The organism is Microvirga sp. jy35 (assembly GCF_056148915.1).
Window position 1 is genome coordinate 73,637 of record NZ_JBWBEW010000019.1, and the last position, 21,001, is coordinate 94,637.

At 61.2% G+C, this 21,001-nt stretch carries 17 protein-coding genes, 1 tRNA gene and 2 pseudogenes; 4 read left to right on the top strand and 16 right to left on the bottom strand.

The window, feature by feature from the left end; all coding sequences use genetic code 11:
* Positions 1 to 85 precede the first annotated feature (85 nt).
* On the bottom strand, positions 86 to 724 hold the full coding sequence (locus AC0QTX_RS15575; RefSeq protein ID WP_474604726.1) for a hypothetical protein: 639 nt from the start codon (positions 722 to 724) through the stop codon (positions 86 to 88).
* A 16-nt stretch (positions 725 to 740) separates the two neighbouring features.
* Positions 741 to 1,607 carry an AbiJ-NTD4 domain-containing protein gene (locus tag AC0QTX_RS15580; protein WP_474604727.1) on the bottom strand — a complete coding sequence of 289 codons (867 nt, stop codon included), beginning with the start codon at positions 1,605 to 1,607 and terminating at the stop codon, positions 741 to 743.
* A 292-nt stretch (positions 1,608 to 1,899) separates the two neighbouring features.
* Here AC0QTX_RS15580 and AC0QTX_RS15585 point away from each other — a divergent pair.
* Positions 1,900 to 2,728: pseudogene (locus AC0QTX_RS15585) on the top strand (IS5 family transposase).
* A gap of 162 nt (positions 2,729 to 2,890) precedes the next feature.
* Here AC0QTX_RS15585 and AC0QTX_RS15590 read toward each other — a convergent pair.
* From AC0QTX_RS15590 to AC0QTX_RS15605, 4 genes are all read right to left on the bottom strand, one after another.
* Entirely contained in the window at positions 2,891 to 4,054 is a 1,164-nt protein-coding gene (locus tag AC0QTX_RS15590; protein WP_474604728.1) for a site-specific integrase, read from the bottom strand.
* 144 nt (positions 4,055 to 4,198) lie between these two features.
* Positions 4,199 to 4,429: a hypothetical protein gene (locus AC0QTX_RS15595; RefSeq protein WP_474604729.1), complete on the bottom strand. Its 231-nt coding sequence runs from the start codon at positions 4,427 to 4,429 to the stop codon at positions 4,199 to 4,201.
* Positions 4,430 to 4,753: 324 nt separating this feature from the next.
* Entirely contained in the window at positions 4,754 to 6,361 is a 1,608-nt protein-coding gene (locus AC0QTX_RS15600) for an IS66 family transposase (protein ID WP_474604730.1), read from the bottom strand.
* Positions 6,362 to 6,634: 273 nt separating this feature from the next.
* Positions 6,635 to 8,611 carry a DEAD/DEAH box helicase gene (locus AC0QTX_RS15605; protein WP_474604731.1) on the bottom strand — a complete coding sequence of 659 codons (1,977 nt, stop codon included), beginning with the start codon at positions 8,609 to 8,611 and terminating at the stop codon, positions 6,635 to 6,637.
* Between the two features lie 88 nt (positions 8,612 to 8,699).
* Here AC0QTX_RS15605 and AC0QTX_RS15610 point away from each other — a divergent pair.
* A tRNA-Lys gene (locus tag AC0QTX_RS15610) sits at positions 8,700 to 8,775 on the top strand.
* A gap of 352 nt (positions 8,776 to 9,127) precedes the next feature.
* On the opposite strand, the gene AC0QTX_RS15615 is transcribed toward AC0QTX_RS15610, so the two are convergent.
* Positions 9,128 to 10,207, bottom strand: coding sequence for an NAD(P)-dependent alcohol dehydrogenase (locus AC0QTX_RS15615; protein WP_474604732.1), 1,080 nt, complete (start codon positions 10,205 to 10,207; stop codon positions 9,128 to 9,130).
* A gap of 105 nt (positions 10,208 to 10,312) precedes the next feature.
* Positions 10,313 to 11,512 (bottom strand): MFS transporter, encoded by a 1,200-nt coding sequence (locus tag AC0QTX_RS15620; RefSeq protein WP_474604733.1) that lies wholly within the window; start codon positions 11,510 to 11,512, stop codon positions 10,313 to 10,315.
* Positions 11,513 to 11,883: 371 nt separating this feature from the next.
* Between AC0QTX_RS15620 and AC0QTX_RS15625 the strand changes: the two genes are divergently transcribed.
* Both AC0QTX_RS15625 and AC0QTX_RS15630 read left to right on the top strand, forming a co-directional pair.
* Positions 11,884 to 12,399 carry a hypothetical protein gene (locus AC0QTX_RS15625; protein WP_474604734.1) on the top strand — a complete coding sequence of 172 codons (516 nt, stop codon included), beginning with the start codon at positions 11,884 to 11,886 and terminating at the stop codon, positions 12,397 to 12,399.
* The gene (locus tag AC0QTX_RS15630; RefSeq protein ID WP_474604735.1) at positions 12,396 to 13,235 is read left to right on the top strand and encodes a DUF4405 domain-containing protein; all 840 of its coding nucleotides are present in this window, start codon (positions 12,396 to 12,398) and stop codon (positions 13,233 to 13,235) included. The genes AC0QTX_RS15625 and AC0QTX_RS15630 overlap by 4 nt, the downstream gene beginning before the upstream one ends.
* On the opposite strand, the gene AC0QTX_RS15635 is transcribed toward AC0QTX_RS15630, so the two are convergent.
* From AC0QTX_RS15635 to AC0QTX_RS15670, 8 genes and pseudogenes are all read right to left on the bottom strand, one after another.
* Positions 13,166 to 14,059 carry a LysR family transcriptional regulator gene (locus AC0QTX_RS15635; RefSeq protein ID WP_474604736.1) on the bottom strand — a complete coding sequence of 298 codons (894 nt, stop codon included), beginning with the start codon at positions 14,057 to 14,059 and terminating at the stop codon, positions 13,166 to 13,168. The genes AC0QTX_RS15630 and AC0QTX_RS15635 overlap by 70 nt on opposite strands.
* Before the next feature lie 145 nt (positions 14,060 to 14,204).
* Positions 14,205 to 14,615: a cyclophilin-like fold protein gene (locus tag AC0QTX_RS15640; protein ID WP_474604737.1), complete on the bottom strand. Its 411-nt coding sequence runs from the start codon at positions 14,613 to 14,615 to the stop codon at positions 14,205 to 14,207.
* Positions 14,616 to 14,759: 144 nt separating this feature from the next.
* Positions 14,760 to 15,872: an alpha/beta hydrolase gene (locus tag AC0QTX_RS15645; protein WP_474604738.1), complete on the bottom strand. Its 1,113-nt coding sequence runs from the start codon at positions 15,870 to 15,872 to the stop codon at positions 14,760 to 14,762.
* 252 nt (positions 15,873 to 16,124) lie between these two features.
* Entirely contained in the window at positions 16,125 to 16,853 is a 729-nt protein-coding gene (locus AC0QTX_RS15650) for a RibD family protein (protein WP_474604739.1), read from the bottom strand.
* Positions 16,854 to 16,978: 125 nt separating this feature from the next.
* Positions 16,979 to 17,442, bottom strand: a pseudogene (locus AC0QTX_RS15655) ((R)-mandelonitrile lyase).
* Between the two features lie 162 nt (positions 17,443 to 17,604).
* Positions 17,605 to 17,913 carry a hypothetical protein gene (locus AC0QTX_RS15660; RefSeq protein WP_474604740.1) on the bottom strand — a complete coding sequence of 103 codons (309 nt, stop codon included), beginning with the start codon at positions 17,911 to 17,913 and terminating at the stop codon, positions 17,605 to 17,607.
* Positions 17,914 to 17,989: 76 nt separating this feature from the next.
* The gene (locus tag AC0QTX_RS15665; RefSeq protein WP_474604741.1) at positions 17,990 to 18,763 is read right to left on the bottom strand and encodes a carboxymuconolactone decarboxylase family protein; all 774 of its coding nucleotides are present in this window, start codon (positions 18,761 to 18,763) and stop codon (positions 17,990 to 17,992) included.
* 182 nt (positions 18,764 to 18,945) lie between these two features.
* Complete coding sequence (locus AC0QTX_RS15670) at positions 18,946 to 20,337, bottom strand: adenylate/guanylate cyclase domain-containing protein (RefSeq protein WP_474604742.1); 1,392 nt, start codon at positions 20,335 to 20,337, stop codon at positions 18,946 to 18,948.
* Positions 20,338 to 21,001 lie beyond the last annotated feature (664 nt).

Consider the following 21,001-nt stretch of genomic DNA (forward strand, 5'->3'; position numbering starts at 1 on the left):
CGAGGGGGCGGGGGGAAGTCTGGTCCGATGCCTCTACGTGGTACCTCTCACATGGGCGACCCCAAATTTTAGTCGAGGTCTCCATCTACAAGGAAAAGCCAAAGAGAGCGGCCAAGGCGGTAAGGGCTCTCTCGATCACCTTGCCAGTAACGGTATCTGCAAGCTTGACCGCGAGCCATTGAAGGGACCGGATAAGCACCGTAGTGACAGCATCAACACGAGTTCGGGGAGCTTTGAGCAACCGTTGGCCGCCTTCAAGTTCCGCAAGGCGTTGTTCAAAATCCTCAGGGTCACGGACCCTATACTCGTTGCTTGCGCGGAGTGCGGCAATAGCCTCCGTGAGCTTAGCGTCGGCTTCAAGGTAGGCAGCGGAGCCGTGGTCTAGCTGCACAACTTGGTCGGAGGTGAGAGCCTCACGGTATTCCAGATCGTTCCGTACCGCTTCTAATACCTCCTCTCTCAAACCATATTCGTCTAGGAGGTCTTCATAATGATCCCATCCGCGTCCTGTTAGCTGGACCTCAACTGCGTCTAAGGTTGGTTCTGTTCTTAGCCAGCCCTTTGCCTCAAGCTCGCCTGCGGCCTCAAGCACCCAACTATCTTGATATTTCAAGCCTTTTGTGTTTGCAGCCTTCTTAGCGTCAATGAATTGATCTAAACCATTGAGGGCCGCCACGCGACCAATTGCCAAGAACAGTTCTTCTACAAACTCATCGTAGCGCATTGCGTGGTCTTTGCTGCTAGGTTGAAGCCCTTACGGAGGCGCTAATCAGGAAGTTGAGGAAGGCACTACATGCAACCAACATAAAGCGGGCCTCTGCTTCAGTTACGCTTTCCTCATCAAGCATAGCATGGCGAATTCCTCCCGAGTCGCTAGTGTAACCGTAGAGCTTACTGAAGGCCTCCTTCATAGCGGGATGGAGGTCTTGCTGTTTCTCTATCGCTGACAAAGCCTTACCGAGCGTGGCCTTCGGATCGCCTGCGACGATGCAAGCCGCCGATTCAATAGCCGAGATGGCTTCCTTGATCGAGTTCCGATAATCCGGTTCGCGGCGATTTGCATAAAGCTGGAGTGCGGTCCGTATATGCTCCCTGGCTCCAGAGAACTGGTCTGGGGAGTTGGTTGCAGCCTCAATAGATGAGATTTCCGCTTTGTCGATTATTGGTGCCACGCGCTCGCCAACGATGCGATAGCCCGCCCTTTCGCGCTCTAAGGTTGAGTTGATAAATCGCTCGAAGAGTAGAGACTTGTCGAAGCTGTCGTAGCCCTGTTGCCAAGTGCTTTCCGATGCCTTCAATGCAGTTCTCATAAATTCTATAAGGTCATATACTTCGAACCACTCGGCACTGAGAAACCAATCTTTGAATGATCTGGTATATTTTCCGGTGGATGTTGGAAGATCATCTAGTGGTCTTTTGAAGAACCCGACCTGAAGGTTCTCAGCCAACCTTTTGAAAATCGGGTTATCAGACATGTAGACTTTGTTGGTTTGTAGAAAAACGCTGTAAACAACATTCCAAATTCCAACGCGGAGCGGATCGTCCATTGAGTCGGTTTGGATCGCCTGCTGCACGGGCGTAAAGCCATAACGTTCTGAGAAACGCACCGTCGATCTTTCAATATCTGGGGAAATTGCCAGGTAAATCTATATGATTGTTGCTTCAGTGGGTAGGAATTGCAACTCTTCTGCGCTGCCTCTTGTGCACTCGACGTTGATACGCTCCAGTGGTACGTAGGTAAACAATGGGTGGCTGGAAAAGATAACATAATCAAAGACGTAGGCATGCTGGCAGCGTTTCCCCTAGGGCGCGCCACTTCCTTAGAGCCTGTCCGAGTGAAATTTGAATCCGAGCAATGACTTGTGATTCACTGGTTGGCGCCGATTTGCGGAGGCGCCCATGTGGACCCCAGAGAACCGAGGTCTCTACGCTCGCCCAGGTTTGCGCTACCCGAGCGACCTGACGGATGCCGAATGGGACCTGGTGCGACCGTTTCTGCGCCGTCGCACGAGGTCCGGGCCAGCCCCGGAGCGCTTGCGCGAGATCCTCAATGCCGTTCTGTACGTCTTGAGCACAGGCTGCCAATGGCGGGCTTTGCCCAGAGACCTGCCGCCGCGCAGCACCGTGCACGGCTGGTTCGTGCGCTGGCATTGCGATGGCGTGCTCGACCGCCTGCACTTCGCGCTCTACCAGCAGGTCCGCGAGCTTGAGGGACGCCACGCCAGTCCCACCGCCGCGATCGTCGACAGCCAGAGCGTCAAGAGTGCCGAAAAAGGGGGAGGCCTATCGATCCGATGGGCTATGACGCGGCCAAGAAAGTCAAGGGCAAGAAGCGCCACCTCATCGTCGACACGCTGGGCCTGATGCTTGGGCTGAATGTGACACCGGCCGACGTGCAGGACCGGGATGGCTTTTAGAGTGCGCGGCGCGTGTTCGTGTTCCTGGAGCGCCTGTTTGACGATGGCCCTACAGCGGCGCAGCAACAGCCGCGGCCGCGAAACGGACCGGCAAGGTGGTTCTGGAGATTGTCAAACGTTCGGATGCAGCCAAAGGCTTCGTGGTGGTTGCGAAGCGGTGGATTGTCGAGAGAACATTCGGGTGGCTCGGCCGCTGCCGCCGGCTGGTCAAGGATTGTGAGAACCTCACGCGCACGCAGCTGGCGTTCGTGCAACGCGCCATGATCCGGCTCATGACCCGCAGGATCGCAAGGCTTTGTCAAAGCTCATGAATCGCTTGGACCAACTCTAAGATTCACATCCCTGCCAAGTAGGCGATAGTGGGTATGTGATCACTGTAGCGCCGCACTAAGCAAAGTCCTGTGGTTGCTGAAGTTCAGATGGAGCTAGTGGATCAATACACGGCCTCGGAATCAAGAGGGAGCAATAGACAATCAATAGAGTCGGGCTGCCTTTCCCATCTGGCGCTCGCCCTCATTAAAATATCCTGCCGCCTGCTGTATGGAGCGGTGCTGGGATTGTTGCATTGCCTCGGGAAGCGGCACACCTTCGCGGGCAGCTTGGGTCAAATATCCCGAGCGGAGGCCATGTGCGCTGAACAGCGCCGGATTGAGCCCGGCCTGCTGGCAGCGTTTCTTGACAATGTCGTTGACCCCATCGCCGCTGATCGCGCCTTGGCCCATCCGGCCCCAGCGGTCAATTGCCCGAAACACAGCTCCATCGCTGATCCCCGCCCGGTCGAGCCAGGTGGTGAGCGCCTCGGCGGGACGGCCGATGAGAAGGACGTGTGCTCCCTCATCCGCATTGCCGCGCTTGGTGCGCCCGAGGCGGATTGCGAGGCAGGGGAGTTGGATCGGTTCCGGATCCCGAGGGTTGGCCGCCACCGGCGGGAGAGTCTCGATCTGCTCGACGCGCAATGAGGCCAGCTCCGAGCGTCGACGGCCGCCGGAGGCGAAGGTGGTCAGGAGCAGGGCGCGGTCGCGCCGGTCGACAAGCCGGTTGAGCACGCAGGTGGCGAGCAACCGGTCGAGCACATCGCGGGTGACCGCCCGCTGGCTCTTGCGCTGAGGCGACCGGGCGCTGGCCCGCACGGCGAACTTCACGGCCGTCTTGAACGATGGCGTTGCGAAGGCGGGCACAAGACCGCGCCAGCGATGCAGGGTCGCCCAACTGGCAAGACGGCGCCGGACGGTGCCCGGCGCGTGCGGCCCAACCACCCGCAGGAGGCAGTCCGCCTTGAGGCTCGCTGCGACCGTCTCCGGCATGCCATGGCCCGGCTCGCTCTCGCGCCGGACCGGATCCCAAAGATGATGAGCGAGGAATTTCAGGGCGAGACCTTCGGGCGCCGGCCAGGGGAGGGGGAGTCCGGTCGCCGCGAGCGCCCAGCCTTCCAGATAGCCGAGATCCGAGGAGAGCGCGCGCAGGGTGTTCACGCCCATGCCCTCTTCCGCGAGATGCTTGAGGGTGGCAACGTCCTCATTCGTCAGCAGGGCTGCCAGGGCTTCGCGCCGGTCAGCCGGAACAATGCCGGCAAGGGCATCAAGCTCATTGGTGCGACGTAGTTGGTGGGCGTCCTGGCGGTCAGTGACTTGGTTCATCTTCACCCCTCGTTCGAACGCATAGACTCGCCTCAATCAGGTGTGGGAGCAACCCGGCCGACTTCACGCCTGAAGCTGGCACGCCGTGCGAGTGGCAGCGAAGAGGTTAGTGTCAACGTCGATCCCTGATGAAGGGGAGGGGCGTCACGGTCCGAAGTCGCGATCCAAGGCTTCCTGCTCCTCAGGGGTGCGCGCACTCTGTGCCTGCGCCATAGCCTGCTGAAACAGGGCACGGTCCTCCGCAGAGGCGGGCCGAATAGGGATGAGCATGGCTACGGTCCGGCCATCGCTCTCGACCAAGACGGAGCCTGGGAGCCGCGCGATCGCGGCCGCCGACAGCGTCCGCAGGGTACGCAGGGAGATCACACGAGCCATTCGCGAAGTCTCACCGGCACCACCACGGCGGTCAAGACCAGACAGGGCAGGGGGCGATGGAAGAAGTCATCGGCGGGTTACAGAAACCAGTGATCAGAGCGGGCTCAATCGCCGGTGCCGACCCCGGAGCGAGTGGTTTTTTGTGACGCTCCCGATAACAAGGAATTATCGGGAGTGAGATGGGTGAAATGCGTGTGCTATCACTGGGCATAGTGAATTCTATGATAAATACGTGCGGCGCGATAAAATATGGTAACTACAACGACTTAAACGGGTAATTCAGTATTGTCATTGCGTAACCGGGGCAGTTTGGGGGGCCAAACCTCAGACTGTTCTGGCCACGAGAATAGCGAGCGGCGGGATCTTCGGCTGATCCGTGTTCAGTCCGAGACGGTCTCCGAGATAGGCGAAGAACGACAGCCCGAGCTTGCGGCAGGTCTTCAGCAGCCCCAGCATCACGTCGCGTGCCACACGGCCATCCGCGCTCATCGTGCCGCCGGAGATCTTGCGCTTGATCACGCAGGCGCGCAGGTCGTTCTCGGACGCATTCGTATGGAGCGGGATCTCCGGGCGCTCGAGCACCCGCAGCAGTTCGGCTTTGCGCCGCGCCAGGCGAGCCAGCAACTCGTCGAGTTCCTTGTAGCCCGTGCGCTGGCCAAAGATCCGGTTGAACTGGCGCCGGAAGGACGCCTTGGCGCCCGGTGTGGGGCTCTGCTTCCACAGCTTCAGGCTACGATAGAAGCACCAGATCGCCGCGCGGACCAGCTCAACGGCTTTCGCCTGCTTGGGCGAGGCCGGCATCAGCTTCTCCAGGTGGCGCTCGGCATGAACCCAGCACAGCGCGTGCCGGGCAACCCGGAACTGTCCGGCATCGTCGGAGACCACGACGGTGCTCTCCATCAGCTCGTGATGCCGGATCGCACCCCAGGTGGCGGCTTCGTCCAGCGACTGCAGCAGAGGCCGGTCGAAGATGTTGATCGAGCACCGCAGCAGATGCTGCCACCACTCCATCTGCGAGCCGAAGACCTGGCCCTGGAGCTTCGTCAATCGGGCGATCACGGCAGCCTCGACCGGCTGCCGGCGCAGATAATCCAGGGCGGCCTCGTTGACGACGTAGTCCTCGCAGCCAGCCCGCAGCAGCGACAAGAAGTTCAAGCGCGATTTCGACCGGCCGGTGCGGAAGACGCAAAAGCGCTCGCCGCCGATCTGCGTCGTGACCCCAGGACGGCGGGCATGCCGTGCGCCGGTATCGTCGACGGTGAGGTACGGCGAGGAGGTCAGGCCGGCCTGCAGGATCGCGCGGTCCTCCTGTTCGAACGGCTCCAGATCTGAGGTGAGCAGACGCACCACTTGTCGCTTGGAGATCGACAGGCCGATGCCGTTCAGCAGATCGGTGAGGCGCTCGGTGGTGACCTGGCCTTGCGTGTGCAGGGCGAGGCAGAACCGCCGCACGCCGGGCCCATACCCGCCGGTGACGCCGACTGGCAGCGGCGCGATGAGGGTCTGCCCCTCGGGTGTCACCCACCGTTCCCGCTTGTAGCGCACCACCTCGGCGACCAGCACGAGATCCCGGTGTACCACCGTCTTGTAGCCTTTGAAGCGCGACCCGGGTGGGACCTCAGCCCGGAGCGTCACCTCGCGCGTGACCCGATCCCGCTTGGCGCCGCGGCCTGGGCGGCCCGGATGGGTGGGCCGCGGCTGAGTGGCCTTCTCCATGCCAGATGGCTTGAACGGTGGGCGCGGCGGCAGGTTCTTGAGCCGGGCGATCTCGTCCTTCAAGGCCTGGTTGTCGTGGCGCAGGTTGCTGTTGTCGAGGCGCAGTTGCTCGACCTCTTGCTCCAGTCGATCGATCTTGCTGGCCAGATCCGTGACGAGCAGGCGCAGGACCTTCTGGGATAGCGGCTTGTTGGAACCACGAGGCGGCGAGGTCATGCCGGGAGTGAATCATGAATGTCCCGTCGGAGGAATCCCCTCGCCCCCCAAAATGCCCCGGTTACTAAGTGGGGCAGATTAGGGGGCGCCTGCTCCCTCAGAAGAGTATCCATGATTCAATCCGGGCATGACCTCGCCCAGTGGGTCCGCACCAGCTTGGCTTCACAACGGCCGAGGCTCACTCGGAAGAACCTGATCCAGGCAGAAAACACTGATCAGATCCTCTCTGACTTGGCCGAGCACGCCACCAACCCTGCCGCTGCAATTTGATGCCTATTGGGGCGAACTGCCCTTCGGGGCGATATTCGCCGACGTAGCCGAGCGTTTAGCCTCAGAGTTGGAGTGGGAGGACAGTTGGTCCCAGACCAAGCGGCGCCGTCGAGCCGCTGTCCAAGCGTAACGGGGATCGCCTTCCAAGTGGTGGAGGTGATCGCTGAGGCGGTTGCGCTCCAACCAGGTCAAAGCTGCCTCGAGTTCAGGCAGGGTCATCTGGCCTCGTCCCTTGTTGCCGGACACCCGCTTCAGCACCGCATTGTAGCGATGGTAGAGCCCCTCGCCAGCATGCGGCACCTGCAGGCCGGCTTCGTCCTCCACTGCCTGAGCGGCAACGGCCTCACCGATGCGAGCCCGCAGCCGCCGTTCCGTCGCGGATGGCGGCTCGATCAGGTGTGCTTGGTCGGCCTTTCGTTCTCGGCGAGCCTGTTCGAAGACCGGGCCGGGCTTCAGCGTTGCGTAGCGCAGACCCAGCGCATTGCTCTCCAAGGGCGTAATTCCACGTCCCTCTCCCTCATCCCGGTGTGCCGCGAGTTGCTCGGCGAGCCAAGATGGTGTCTCCGCCTCAGCATTGCGCCGGCGCTGACGAGCCAGCATCCCCTGCTCAGCCTCGATGCTGCGGCGGAAGCGGACAAACAGCGGATCGTCCGGGTGGAAGACGAGGGCGCGCTGGCTCTCGTAGGGACCAGCATGAGGATCCACTCGCGTGGCTCGGGCGATCATCTGTTCAAGCCAGGGACGGCTGCGGATATGGGTGAGGGCAGCCACCACCGCGACCTCCGGCGCATCGAGCCCCTCGTAGGCCATGGCCACTGTGACCAGGATCGCCGGTTCCGCTGTCAGCCGAAAGGCGGCCAACGCCTCAGGTGCACCACGCTCATTCGAGATCGCCAATCGCACCTCCCTCTCCGCCTGCCGGGGTGGCATCCAACTTCGCAGCATCTCACAGTATCGCCGGGCACTCCGCTGATCGGGCGCTACCACGAGCAGCTTGCCGAGACCCCGGACGACCTCATCGGCAGTCAGCCCCCGCTCAGCCCGCCGGCGCGATCTAAGATTTCGTGTGGCCCTGAAGGCCTCCTGCAGCAACTCCCGGGCAAAGCCAGTCCGCAGAGCGGTGAACAGGGCAGGGCGGGTTGTCTCAGTCGGGTAGGGGCCCGACAGGCGATGGGGGCCAAGCCGGACGTCGTCCGTCGCGGTTCGTCCTGCTTGCAACCAACTGGCTTCACCATCGAGGGCCCCAAAGGTGATGGGCAGCACCGCGCGCTCGGCTACCGCCTGAGTTCGTGAGTAGCCGGTGATCGCCCAGCCGGGAGCCTCCAGATCAACCTCCTGTGTGCCAGCGTCGGGTCCGGTGCGATAAGGCAGCCACAGGATGCGCCGGCCATCCGCACGTTCCAGGGTTCCCGAGAGAAGCAAGCGCAGGGCTGCGGACTCCAGAAGCGGCAGCAGCGCCCGGCTCCAAGCTGAGGCATCTTCGTTCAGGGGAGGAGCTTGACCGGAACTTGCGGATGCGGCTGGCTCGTACTCGCTAAGAGTGGGCAGGTGATGCACCTCATCGACCACGAGCAGGGTGCGATGGCGGCGGAGTTCGACAAGATGCAGGTCCGGTGCCGCCGCAATCGCCTGGTACGTGGTGATGTACCCAGCCAAGCCCCGGCTCGGGTCTGGTTCGTTGTCGGCTGCACGAACTGAGAGCGCGTGGCCAAGCACGGCTCGCCAGACCGGATCGGCAAAGGCTTCTTCGGCTTGCAGGCGGAGACTGTCGCGAGGCACAACCCAGCAGATCCGCTCGACATGACCGGCCTCGATCAGGCGAGCCGCAGCAATCACCGGGAGGAGGGACTTGCCGCCGCCAGGCGTCACGGCCGCCAGGATGTCGCTGACCCCTGTCGCTTCGCCGCGTGTGATTGCTGCGACAAGGCCTGCAAGAGCCTGCTGATGCGCCCGCAGGGGCCTTTGAGGAGACGTGGACATATGGACCGGTCCGAGGGCAAATCACCAGCATCCAGCATGGGGCGTTTCCGGCGACGTGTGAATCCCTCCGCTAGTGCGGCGCGCTCCTGGGGTCTTTCAGCGGCCGGAAGACGCTCTGACTTTTAATCAGAGGGTCCTGGGTTCGAGTCCCAGCGCGCTCACCACATCAAACCCTTATACCGGCGAGGGTTTTTCACTTTCTTGCGTCTGCGGTTCCACGCCAATATTTCCTCCGGGTAACGCCACGGGTAAAAGAAGACAAAGTTCGACCAGTCTGCGTCAGCCCCGCCTCACTTTGCCCTTGACAGAAAAATGTCCGCAATTGCGCGATAAGCTGACCTTCTTACGGCCACGCTTAAAGGCCGCTCGTGACCCTAAGCGGACGTTGGAAGTCACTCTGCGACCCTGCTGGGCAGCACTTCTCGTTGGATTGTTGGGACCGGCCGCGCGACCTATAGATCGCGCGGTTGCTTTGTCTCATCGGAAGTCTTCTCGAGGTGTTTGCTGTTCTCTCAATTAGGACGGAGCGTCCGCATGCTCCGTCAGCAATGCCATGTCGATCACGAAGCGGTACCGCACATCGGAGCGCTCCATCCGTTCGAAAGCTTCGTTGATCTCACCCATGTGGATCGTCTCGGTCTCAGGCAGGATGTTCTTGCGGGCGCAGAACTCGAGCAACTCTTGGGTCTCGTGGATGCCGCCAATAGGGGAGCCGGCGACACGCCGCCGCCCGAGCAGAAGCGGCACGGATAGCATTTCGTTGAGCGGGCCGACTTGGCCCACGATCACCAGCGTGCCGTCCACGTCGAGCAGCGGGAGATACGGATCGAGACTGTGCTTGTTCGGGATGGTGTCGATGATGAGATCGAAGCCGTTGGCTGCCTGCATCATCGCCTCCGGATCAATCGAAACGAGAAGCTGATCGGCTCCAAGTGCGAGTGCGTCGGCTCTCTTATCCGGCGTCCGGCTCATAACAGTCACGTGAGCTCCGAGTCCTACCGCGAGCTTGACCGCCATGTGGCCAAGGCCGCCGAGGCCGATCACGCCGACGCGGCTTCCTGGGCCTACATTCCAGGTGCGCAGGGGCGAGTAGGTTGTGATACCGGCGCACAGCAGCGGGGCCGCCCGGGAGAGCTCCAGGCCGTCCGGCACACGCAGGACGAATTCCTGACGGACCACGATGTGCTTGGAATAGCCGCCCTGGGTCATCTCCTGCGTGATGCGGTCAAGCCCACCATAGGTCATCGTGTTGCCCTCGCGGCAGAGCTGCTCCTCGCCCCTGCGGCACTGGTCGCAATGCTGGCAGCTATCGACCATGCATCCGACCGCCACGTGGTCGCCCGCCTTGAACCGTGTGACCTCAGGGCCAACCTCGATCACACGCCCGACGATCTCGTGGCCCGGCACGACCGGGTAGTTCGACCAGCCCCAGTCGTTGCGGGCCCAGTGCAGGTCCGAGTGGCAGACCCCCGCATAGAGGATCTCCATCGCGACGTCGTTCGGGCGTAGCGCACGACGCTCAAAAGAGAAGGGTTGTAGGCGGGCGCCGGCCGATGGAGCGGCGTAGCCGAGGGTCTTGTAGCGAAAGCTTGCCATGGTGTTGTTCCACTCGTTGGATTGGGAGGTCGCAGAATGATGAATGAGGTTTGGCAAGGAGCCCGGCGCCGTGCCGAACGCTGTCCAGGTCCGATCCTGGACAGCTCACTTTGGAGCAGGCGACCCCGCACTCCTCGCTACAACGGCTATGAGGCCTGCGGCGACAAGCATGGCCGCGCTAGCCGCGAAGGTGCTCTGGTAGCCGCTCATGTCAAATAGGAAGCCGCCAACGGTCGCACCCAGGGTGATCGCCAGTTGGATGGCCGCGACCATCAGCCCGCCGCCGGCCTCGGCATCCTCGGGGAGGGTCCGGGTCAGCCAAGTGTTCCAAGCGACAGGGGCCGGGGTGCCCACCAAGCCCCAGGCCCCGAGCAGGGCCACCGTGGCCCCGAGCCCGCTCCCGAACGCGATCAGGGCGATGGCAATGACAGCCATAACAAGTGGGATGGCGATCATGACGCCATACGTGCCGTTTCTCAGGAAGGATCCGATGAGGAAGGTCCCAACCAAGCCCGCTGTTCCGAGGAGGAGCAGAACCAGGGACAATGTCGGTACATCGACACCGGTCACCGTCTCAAGGAAGGGTCGCAGGTAAGTGAAAAGAGCGAACTGGCCCATGAAGAACAGCGTCACCGCTGCCATGCCGTAGGCGACGACGGGCCTGCGGAGCAGCTTGAACACGTTGCCTGAACCCATCCGCCGCTCGGCGTGCATGGACGGGAGGCTGACCAGCAGCCAAGCCATTGCAATGGCTGCCAGGGGGACCGCGCAGAAGAAAGCTCCACGCCATCCAATATATCCGCCGAGGAAGCTCCCGAGAGGTGCCGCCACGGTGGCGGACAGTGCTGTCCCGCCTTGCAGGATTGCCAGCGCCCGGGGCACGCGATCCTCCGGCACGAGGCGCATCACCGCCGCAGTCGACATCGACCAGAACCCGCCGATGGCAATGCCGAGGACGGCCCTGCCAGCCATGAGGATCGTATAGTTCGGCGCGAAGGCTACGACCGAACCAGAGACGATGAGCGATAGGGTCAGGATGAGCAGCACGGTTCGCCGATCCCACGTCGCCGCCAGGCTCGAGATGAACAAGCTCGTGAGCACCGCGAAGATGCCTGAGATGGAAATGGCTTGTCCGGCTTGGCCCTCCGTTATGTGCAGGTCGGAGGCGATCGGGGTCAGGAGACTGACCGGCATGAATTCGGAGGCGACCAGCACCATGCAGCACAGCGACATGGCGAGGACCGCGCCCCAAGCTGGCGCGCGGTCAGGTATCGTGTCGGTTGTGGAAGCGAAGCCTATGGACATCAGGTTCTCGAAATCTGGTTGTGCGAGGTGGGCAAGACCCAGAGCCGCAGAAGGGAACGGCAGCCATAGCCGGTGAACCCTGAGAGAGGTCCAGCAGCGCGTGGCGACTCGGACCTGAACATAGGCCGCTCGTTGACAGGCGATTAGCTGCTGAAAGGCGCATGGACTTATGAGCAGCAATCATCAATGCCCGCCGCCAGACGCGGGTTTATTGTTGATCAGGCACTGACCCGTCCTTCCGTTTCAGAATGCGATTGATGAGCCCAGCTAATAGGCTCATGCGGCGCAGCGCCCCTAATTCATGGCTGCTCTGATTGCTACTGTCCCGTCGCGACCAGGCTTTGACCTGGCGAGGAAGGGACATGTGTCGGATGAAGCAAAGAATTTGGCGTTTGGGATTGTCGTCGGTGTCCGTCGCAACGGCTGCTGTGTGTGGATACCTGATGCTGCCGGACGGCAAGGGGCCGACGCCAGCCCGTGCCGAGGCGAATGCGGTCACGTTCCCGCCGCTGGAGCAACTCGAGCACTACACGACGGTCCGCCGCGGAGTGACCCGGGAGCACATGCTTACCAGCCGCGCCGCGCTCGATGCCATCAAGGCCGGACAGCCGGTGCCGACGGGAACGCACATCGTCCTCGTGGACTACCAGAGCGACGTTCTGCACCGCTACCTCGTCGCTCAGAAGACGGGCGGAGGCATGGACGAGTGGCAGTACCAGTGGTTCTGGCCCGACCGCTCGGTCAAAGCTGATGAGAACACGGCACAATGCTATGCCTGCCATCAGCGCTCGCGCCGGGACCAGCAGTTCATGTTCACCTTCAGCGACGCGCTCAGCTTCAAAATGATGGCGCCTGAATTCCTCTTGAAAGCGAGCACGCCATCATGAAGGTCATTATCTTCAAGCGGCTTGTGCTGCCTGCCACAATGGTGGTCCTCCTGCTGCTCGCACTTGCCTATTGGTGGCTGGAGAACCTGGCGCACGAAATCTTCGGCATGGTGCTATTCGCATTGCTCGGTTGGCACCTCGCCGTAAACCGGACTTGGTTTAGGAACCTGCTTAGGGGACGATACGATACGCGCCGGGCGATCACGCTCGTGCTCCATCTGCTGCTGATCGCTAATATGCTAGTCCTCCTGGTGACGAGCGTTGTGATCTCGAAATCGGTATTCGAGTTCCTTCCCATTCCGGACAGCATCTACCTGCGCGATGTGCACTGGTTTGCAGCGTACTGGGTGATGGTCATCATCGGCGTCCATCTCGGGCTGCACTGGTCACGGGTCATGGCAATGATGCGTACGACCTTAAGGCTCTCGCCGGGGAACTCTGCGAAGACATTGGTTCTCCGCATCGCAGCGGCACTCCTGACTGGGTTCGGCGTGTGGAGCTTCTCGGTTCTGGGGGTATGGAGCAAACTGACGTTCACCTACAGCCTGGATTTCTGGGACTTCACCGCCGCGGTGACGCCGTTCTTCGGACATTGGGCAGGGGTGGTGAGCCTCCCGGCCATCATCACCTATTATGGGGTGGTGGTGCCGGGAAGTCGCCGTACCGCACCCAAAGCTGGGCAGCAAGAGCGGAAAGCTAGTGAAGGCGCGTCAAGAGATACGGCACGTGCGTGGGCCTGCCCACCTAGCCCCCGAATGCCCGGGGATCATCCCCGATGGCGCAGCGCTTCTACCAGGGCGACGAAAGCGGGCGATGACTGGCGGCGGCTCGGATAGTAGAGATAGTAGGGGTCCCAATCGGGTGAATACTTCTCGAGGACGTGCACCAGCCGCCCCTCGGCGATGTATGGTCGGACGATTTCTTCCATCATGTAGGACAGCCCAAAACCGTCGAGTGTGGCTTCCAAGAGATCGAAGCTGTTGCTGAAGGCCAGTTGACCCTCAACGCGGATCTTGATCTCGCGCCCGTTCTCCTCGAACTCCCATTGGTAAAAGCCGCCGGATGTCGGGAGCCGGAAGTTGATGCATGTGTGGCCGACGAGATCCTTGGGGTGGAGCGGTTTCGGACGGTCGGCGAAGTACGACGGGGTGCCGACGACTGCCATGCGGACATCCGGGCTGATCCGGGCCGAGATCATGTCCTTCGCGAGATGCTCGCCCATGCGCACGCCGGCATCGAAACGCTCGGTGACGATGTCGGTCAACCCGTTATCCTGAACGAGTTCAACCTTGATGTCCGGATAGTTCGGAAGGAAGCGTCGCAGCTTAGGCCAGAGAACGTACTTGATCGCATAATCGGCCGCCGTGATGCGGATAGTCCCTGCCGGCTTGTCGCGCAACTCGCTGAGGGCTTCCACCTGGGCCTCGATCTCTTCGAAGTGCGGGCCGATGCTCTCAACCAAGCGTGCGCCGGCCTCCGTAACGGAGACTGCGCGGGTCGTGCGTGTGAGAAGCCTGATGCCGAGCCGGGCCTCAAGCAAGCGGATGGTATGGCTCAGGGCCGACTGCGAAATGCCCATCTTGGCTGCAGCCCGCGTGAAGCTGCGCTCCCGAGCGACGGCCAGGAAGGCGATCAGGTCATTGATGTTCTCACGCGCCACCCGGGAGTTCCTCTCATGGACATGGGAATAACTATAACTATGTTCACGAGAGAATACAGCCGTGAGCGAATGCTGCTTGGTTTGGTGCTGCGCGAACACCCAAGAATTCATAGCCGACATCCCCGACAAATTGGTCGGATGCCATTCATTTCGCACGCTCAAGACGGATAGTGACGGGACCGGGACGGTCAAAGATCGAGCTATCGCCTGTCACGTTGCCGAGGACAGCGATGCCAGGCTGGGGCACCCGGCCGCCGCGATAGTAGATGACGAAGTGATCAGGACCCCAAAGGCCCAGTGTTCCAGCCGAGAAATCCTGCTTCCGTGCGACCGCTGGCAGCGGGGAAGGAAGGTTGCCCGTCTTTTCCTGGCGGAGATGATCCGTCATGTTGATCGTGAGTGGCAGCATCCGGACGAGCGACCGCGTCGCGTCGTTGTCGACCAGATTGGCTGTGACATTGCCCCATTCGGAGGAAATCAGGATGCGCTCTTGCGCCATTGCATTTCCTTTCAGCATCAGCGCGAGGCCGGCTGCAATCAGAATTCGATGTTGCAATTGGGGTCTCCCCTTGAGGTACTGACGTCGTAGAGTGATAGGCTCCCGGTATCGACACAAGGCAGGAGATGGAGAGCCCAACCGATGATGAAGGGCTCTCCATAACTGTACCGACAGCGGCCGCCGGCCGTTTCTGCAACTGGCTTATGATCCAAGGTGCTGGCTGAAGAAGCCGTTCAACTTGTCGAATGGGATCAGGTTCACGCGGTCGTACAGGTCGACGTGTCCGGCACCAGGCACGATGTGGAGCTCCTTCGGATCGGCTGCGCGCTTGTAGGCATCCTCGCTGAATTCGCGGGAGTGGGCCTGGTCGCCTGTGATGAACAGCATGGGACGCGGAGAGATCGTCTCGATGTCATTGAACGGGTAGAAGTTCATGAACTTCACGTTGCTGGTCAGGGTCGGATGCGTGGTGACCTGTGGTGACGACCCTGCTGGCGTGAATTCACCACGAGGGGTGCGGTAGAAGTCGTAGAACTCACGCTCGATAGGGTTGGAACTCGCGGTGATCTCATGGACCGTTCCGCTGGTGTACTGGGTTTGGCCGCCCGTGTACTCCACCCACCGCTGCTCGGCTGCCGCTGCGATGGTCTTCTTCCGCTGCTCCACCGTCTGCGAGTGTCTGAGCGCATTCCGGTTGGCGGCGCCCATATCGTACATGCTGACCGTCGCAACAGCCTTCATACGCGGATCGATCTTGGCCGCACTGATGACAAAGCTCCCGCTGCCGCAGATCCCGAGCGCACCGATCCGGTTCCTGTCGACGAAGGGCTGGGTTCCCAGGAAGTCGACTGCAGCGCTAAAAGCCTCAGCATAGATGTCCGGCGCGACGAGATTGCGGGGCTGGCCATCGCTCTCGCCCCAGAACGGCAGATCGACGGACACCGTGACGAAGCCCTGTTCAGCCATCTTCGTGGCATACAGGTTCGCGCTCTGCTCCTTCACCGCGCCCATCGGGTGCCCGACGATGATCGCCGGGTTCTTGGCGTTCCGGTCAAGGTCCTTGGGAATGAACATATTCCCTGCGACGTTCATATTGTACTGGTTCCTGAACGTGATCTTCTGCACGCTTACCCGGTCGCTGGTGTAGAAGTTGTTGGCGCCATTGGACATGTCCTGAGCCATGGCAGCAGGCATGTCGGCGAATGCCGCGATACCGAGGGCAGCGACACCCACGCTGGCCATCTTCAGGACGTTGCGGCGGTCGAAGCCGACCTTCCGGTCCACCAAGGCTTTGGTATCAATCTTCTCGTTCATGTCTGGATCTCCTTTGACTGTCGAGAAGATAGTCCAGACGAGGTGATGAGATTAGACACGCTCCTTCGCTTGTACTTATGAGGAGGGCTCATCAATCGAGCCAATCTTGGCTGCTGTCCGCCGATTGCGATTGGTAGCTCAGACTTGCCCGGATCACATCGCGATGAACCACTTGGCGGTGAAGCAATCGACCTCAGGGGCAACGGGAAGGTCACGAACTGCTCTGTGAAGCTAGTCCATTCCCGGCCTCTCTCATTCAAGCTGCGACGCTGGAGAGGCCTCCACCCTGTAGTGAAGCCAGACCAGGCCACCTTCCAAGAGCTCCGTGTTGAGAAGCCGGAGGGACTGGCCGGCTGCAGGTCTCTCATCAGGCTCGCCTGCATATTCGAAGATGCTCGGCACCCCGGCCAGCCCATCGATGCCCGGGTACATCAGGACGCTGATCTCGTCGATCAGCCCTGCCTTCAGGAATGCGCCGTTCACGGTGCCGCCGCCCTCGAGCAGGAGAGTCCTGACCCCAAAGGTATTGCCGAGGATATCCATGGCACGGTGCAGATCGTGCCCGTCTGGACCCGCGAAAAGGTAGGACACACCGCCCTGCCGCAGTCCGGCCAGGTACTCGTCTTTCACCTGCTCCCCTATGACCGCTACGATGTGGTCGCCACCGGCATTGTCCTTACCGTAGTGCAGCTTGCCATGTGGATCCATGGCCACGGCGATGTCTCGCCCCCTGCGATCCGCAACATAGGTTTCGCGAAGGTTGCCCGGGACTGTCGGTGGCGTCCGGAAATCGCCTTCCGCGAAATCCTCCATCGTCTTGCGTCCGACGATCCATCCGTCCGCATGGAACCGTGCCGCTACCTGTTCATAGGTCCGATGCACTATGTCATTGGCTATCCCTGCTGTTGGAGGCGTCCACCGATCTACGAGCAGGCGGCCATCGATGGATGAGACCATATGGCAGATGATCTTCGGGCGCATCTAAAACACTCATTCTGGCGGCGACCAAGGAAGGACAAAGCGAGTTGTCTCCCTGGCCGCTTTGGATTGGAATACCGTCGCGAAAGGCCGTGGTCCAGGAGATCTGCCTGTGGCTGTGATCCAGCCTACTTCCGGTATTGCTCATCAGTGACGTGTTCAAGCCAATCGACGTTCTTGCCGTCGACCATGTTCGTGATGGCAATGTGGCCCACTCCGGTCGTTGCGGTGGCTCCGTGCCAGTGCTTTACACCGGGCGGCGTCCAGATCACGTCGCCAGGCTTGATCTCCCGCTTCTGGCCACCTTCCTCCTGCACCCAACCCGTGCCGGACGTAACGATGAGGACTTGGCCTGCCGGATGGGTATGCCATGCGGAGCGCGCACCCGGCTCGAAGGTGACGTGACCGCCCGACGACGTCGTGTGCTCGTTGGCAGCGTACAGCGGGTCGACGGTCACCGATCCGGTGAAGGTCTGTGCAGGTCCCTTCGCGGAGGGACGCGAGCGTTTGGGGAAATGACGGTGCTCTCTGCAACGGCTGGGGTTGCGGCGAGAAGCGCGAGCGTAACGGTAGCGCCGAGAAGATTTCTCATGTCTGTCCTGTCTCCTGTATCAGGTTGTGGAAAGGGTACCTACTGCGGAAGGGGCCGCCGTGATCGGGATGACAGCATCAGGGTCGCCCGCACTCTTGGTCGATGCCTTGCGTCATCGGGGTTGAGCCGAACTCGTTAAGGGCTTGCGGTGAGGGCGATCGGCTAAGATGCCGTGACGGTAATCCAACCCCTGACCTTGTCGCCGATCGAGCACAGCAGCCCGGCTTCCTGTGCGGGTAGGCTTTCGGTCCCGCTCTCACCGGCGACGTAGAGGTCCCGTGGCTGCATGGGGACATTCATAGCCGACATTCCGGCCAGGAGAACGGTGAGGAGCGCAGATGCCGCGACTAACTGCGGACCGATCGGTTTGGCGCCATCAATCACATCGACGGCATAGTCGGGATTGTCATGATGTAGGCTGTTGGGCATCTGGAAATTCCTTTCGATCTTTCGCTGCGCGACGAGAGCCATGGGGAGGCGGATCCGATCACCCTTCGGTCGGACCACTCGTCAATCCACCCGAAGGCGGTCACGAAGGCCTTGGCTATCAGGAGCGGCCCTCGAAGACACCCTTGGCTACGGGAAGCGCCGAGAACACGTTCGGCCAGCCGGCATAGAATGCGATGTGCGTCAGGACTTCCGAGGCCTGCTCTTTCGTCAGACCATTATCCATGGCCCGGTTCAGGTGATACGGAATCTGGGCCACCTGTCCGGAGGCAATCAAGGCGCTGACGGTGACGAGGCTCCTGTCGCGGGGGATGAGGTCCGGACGCAGCCACAGGTCCTTGAACAGGAGATCAGTCGTGTACTGCACGACACCCGGTGAAACCTGCCCGAAGTTCTGCTGGACACCTGTGGCCCGCTGGGCCTCAGTGGCCTCATTGAGCGGAAGCAGTTGCGGCGAGGCCATGGGAAGCTGATCAGCGCCGATGCCTCGCTGGGTGAAGACATCCTCCGCGGCCACAACTGCCGCCATGGCATTCCCCCAGCCTGAGTAGAAGGCGAGGTGGGTGATGATCTCTGAGATCTCGGCGGGCTTGGCGCCGTTGTCGAGCGCGAGGGCAATGTGACGTGGCATCTCGCCAGCCTGATTGCGCGCGATGAGCGTCGCGACGGTGACGATGCTGCGGTCGCGGAGGGTGAGACCCGGCCGTTTCCACAGACCCTCTTTGATCGTGTTAGTAGCGTACTTCTCCAGCGCTGGCGAAACCCGACCGATGTCGCTGGAGTTCGCCAATAAAGGGCTTTGGGCCGGATTGGCCTGGGCCAGTGATGCACCAAGGAGGGAGAGCGACGCCAGTGTCGCTGCAATCAGTCTCATGTCCAGGTCCTCTCGATCGGTTTTAGCCATCGAGCACGACAGCAGCCGCACTCCACTGAAATCACGTAAGTGCCAGTTTGGCTGCTATTAGCCCTCCAATCTCGATAGGACTTATCGTTCTCGCTCATGAATGCGGTGAAAGCCCGGGGAGTGTCCGGCCTGCCCGATGAATTCAGGGACACTCACGTTGCGATATGAACGAGGATGTTCTGCTGCCGGCCCCGGAGCTGGATCTCGCGGGATGACTGGAACCTTATACTCCACTCCGGACCTCCCGCCGCCCGGATGCACTCCTCTGAGGCGATGATCGAGCCGCCCATCGCCCGGGTGATCTCCTCGAGCCTGCTCGCCACGTTCACGACGTCGCCGACGACGGTGAATTCAATGCGCTCCCTGCCGCCGAGATTGCCCACCGTCACAGGACCGCAATGGATGCCAACCGACACACGAAGGGGATCCGCGCCACGGCCGGACCTTTTGCGGTTCCAGCGCTCGATCTCCTGCTGGAGTTCGAAGGCACAGGCGAGCGCGCGCGCCGGCGCGTCCGGTCGCGGGTCGATGGAGCCGAAGGTCGCCATGAAGCCATCGCCCAGGTACTTGTCGAGGGTACCGCCATGCTTGAATACGACGGCGCTACTGCGCTCCTGAAAGCTGCGCAGCAGGGCAAACGTGCGCTCGGGCGAGAGGGTCTCGGTGAGCTTGGTGAAGCCGACGATATCGGCGAACAGGACGGCTACCGTTCGTGTCGCCGGGTCCCCGAATGCCGTATCGCCACGCCTGGTGAGTGCCTCGGCCACGTCCGGAGAGACATATCGCGCGAGATCCGCACGCACAACCTCGGCCTCAACCTGGTTCAATAGGGTCCGGCGGCTCCGCCAGACGGTCAGCGTCAGGAGCAGAGTGAACAGGGAGGTCGCAACGAGTTGGGTATACCAAGCCGTAAGTCCGACAAAGGCAGGCTTGAAGGAGAGGTCCAGGACCGCGGCCGACGTGAGAATTCCCTCCGCAGTCGCATCGTTGAACCGCATAGTGTCCGGCAGGGAGTAGATCGTGAAGACGCCGATCGACCAGATGACGAGGATCGACACACCCGTCCAGAGCACTCTCCTCGGAGAGTAGGTGAGCGCAGCCTCTCCGAGGAGAAGGAGAACATAGAGGAATTCCTGCCCGCGCAGGCGGGTCTGGATCGGCCATTCGCTGCCGAGACTGGCTGGAGGAGGAAGCAGGATCGCCGCTGAGACCAACGCGACATCGAGTACGATAAAGCCAAGTTTGATCGCCTCGCCGCGAGGATGGTGCCGCAAGCGGTACGGGAGGTAGCCGAGGAGGAAGAACCCGAAGGCGTACGCGCCGTAATAGAGGTCACGCGGCCAGGGCACGATCCAGAACAGCCACACGGAGATGGTGATGATTGCCGTCAGCCTTGCATAGAACGCGAACTGGAGACCCTCGAGCTCGGCCTGTCTCGTATTTGCCTGGAGGCGATCCTTTGACGGATTGAAAGGCCCCAGCAGACGGAGGCCCCTCATGATCCTGTGGCCGAAGCCGATGGCTCGGCTTTTCATGTCGGACATGCCCGGCCCCGCTAGTCAGAAGGATCAATCCCGAACCTAGTACCATTTCGGGCAATGTAATGCACGGCACAGGTTGATGCGAAAGATTGCAAACCACGATCTTGACTGAGTGATGGCTTGTGCACCCCTGAGACCTAAGCTCGAAGGCAGCAATCCTCACGTAGTCAGACCTCCGAAAAGTGAATGGACCTCACTGCCTGACTATCAGCTGACCTTTGATGTCCTTCTGCGATAGGCTCCGCCAGCGGCGCCATGTTGATCCCAAAGGAGCGTCATCGCTGCGCTCCATGCACCCGAAGGCCCCGTCGAGTTCGTCCAAGCGGATCGCCTCAGGTGCACGGACATTCATGAGCTACACTCATAGCCCTTTGCGGAATTCTCAAGCTATTCACTACGGCGCGCAGGATTAGAATAAGAGCCGTTGCGACACATAGCTAGCAGAAGCGAAACTGTTCTTACAGTGGTTCGTCAGTGAGAAGGAGGCACCACCGTGTCTCGGTATCGCCGGGTCGCCGGGAGCCCTTTGCCGGAAAACTAGGGTGGAACCTCCTATCTCAGTTAGTCCGGACTTCGCAACTGTTCGGGGCTTGCCGGAGTTCTCATAATCACCAGACGGACAGGAACCATGAAACAGCTCAGCTTTACTGCTGTCATCGCTTCCGGC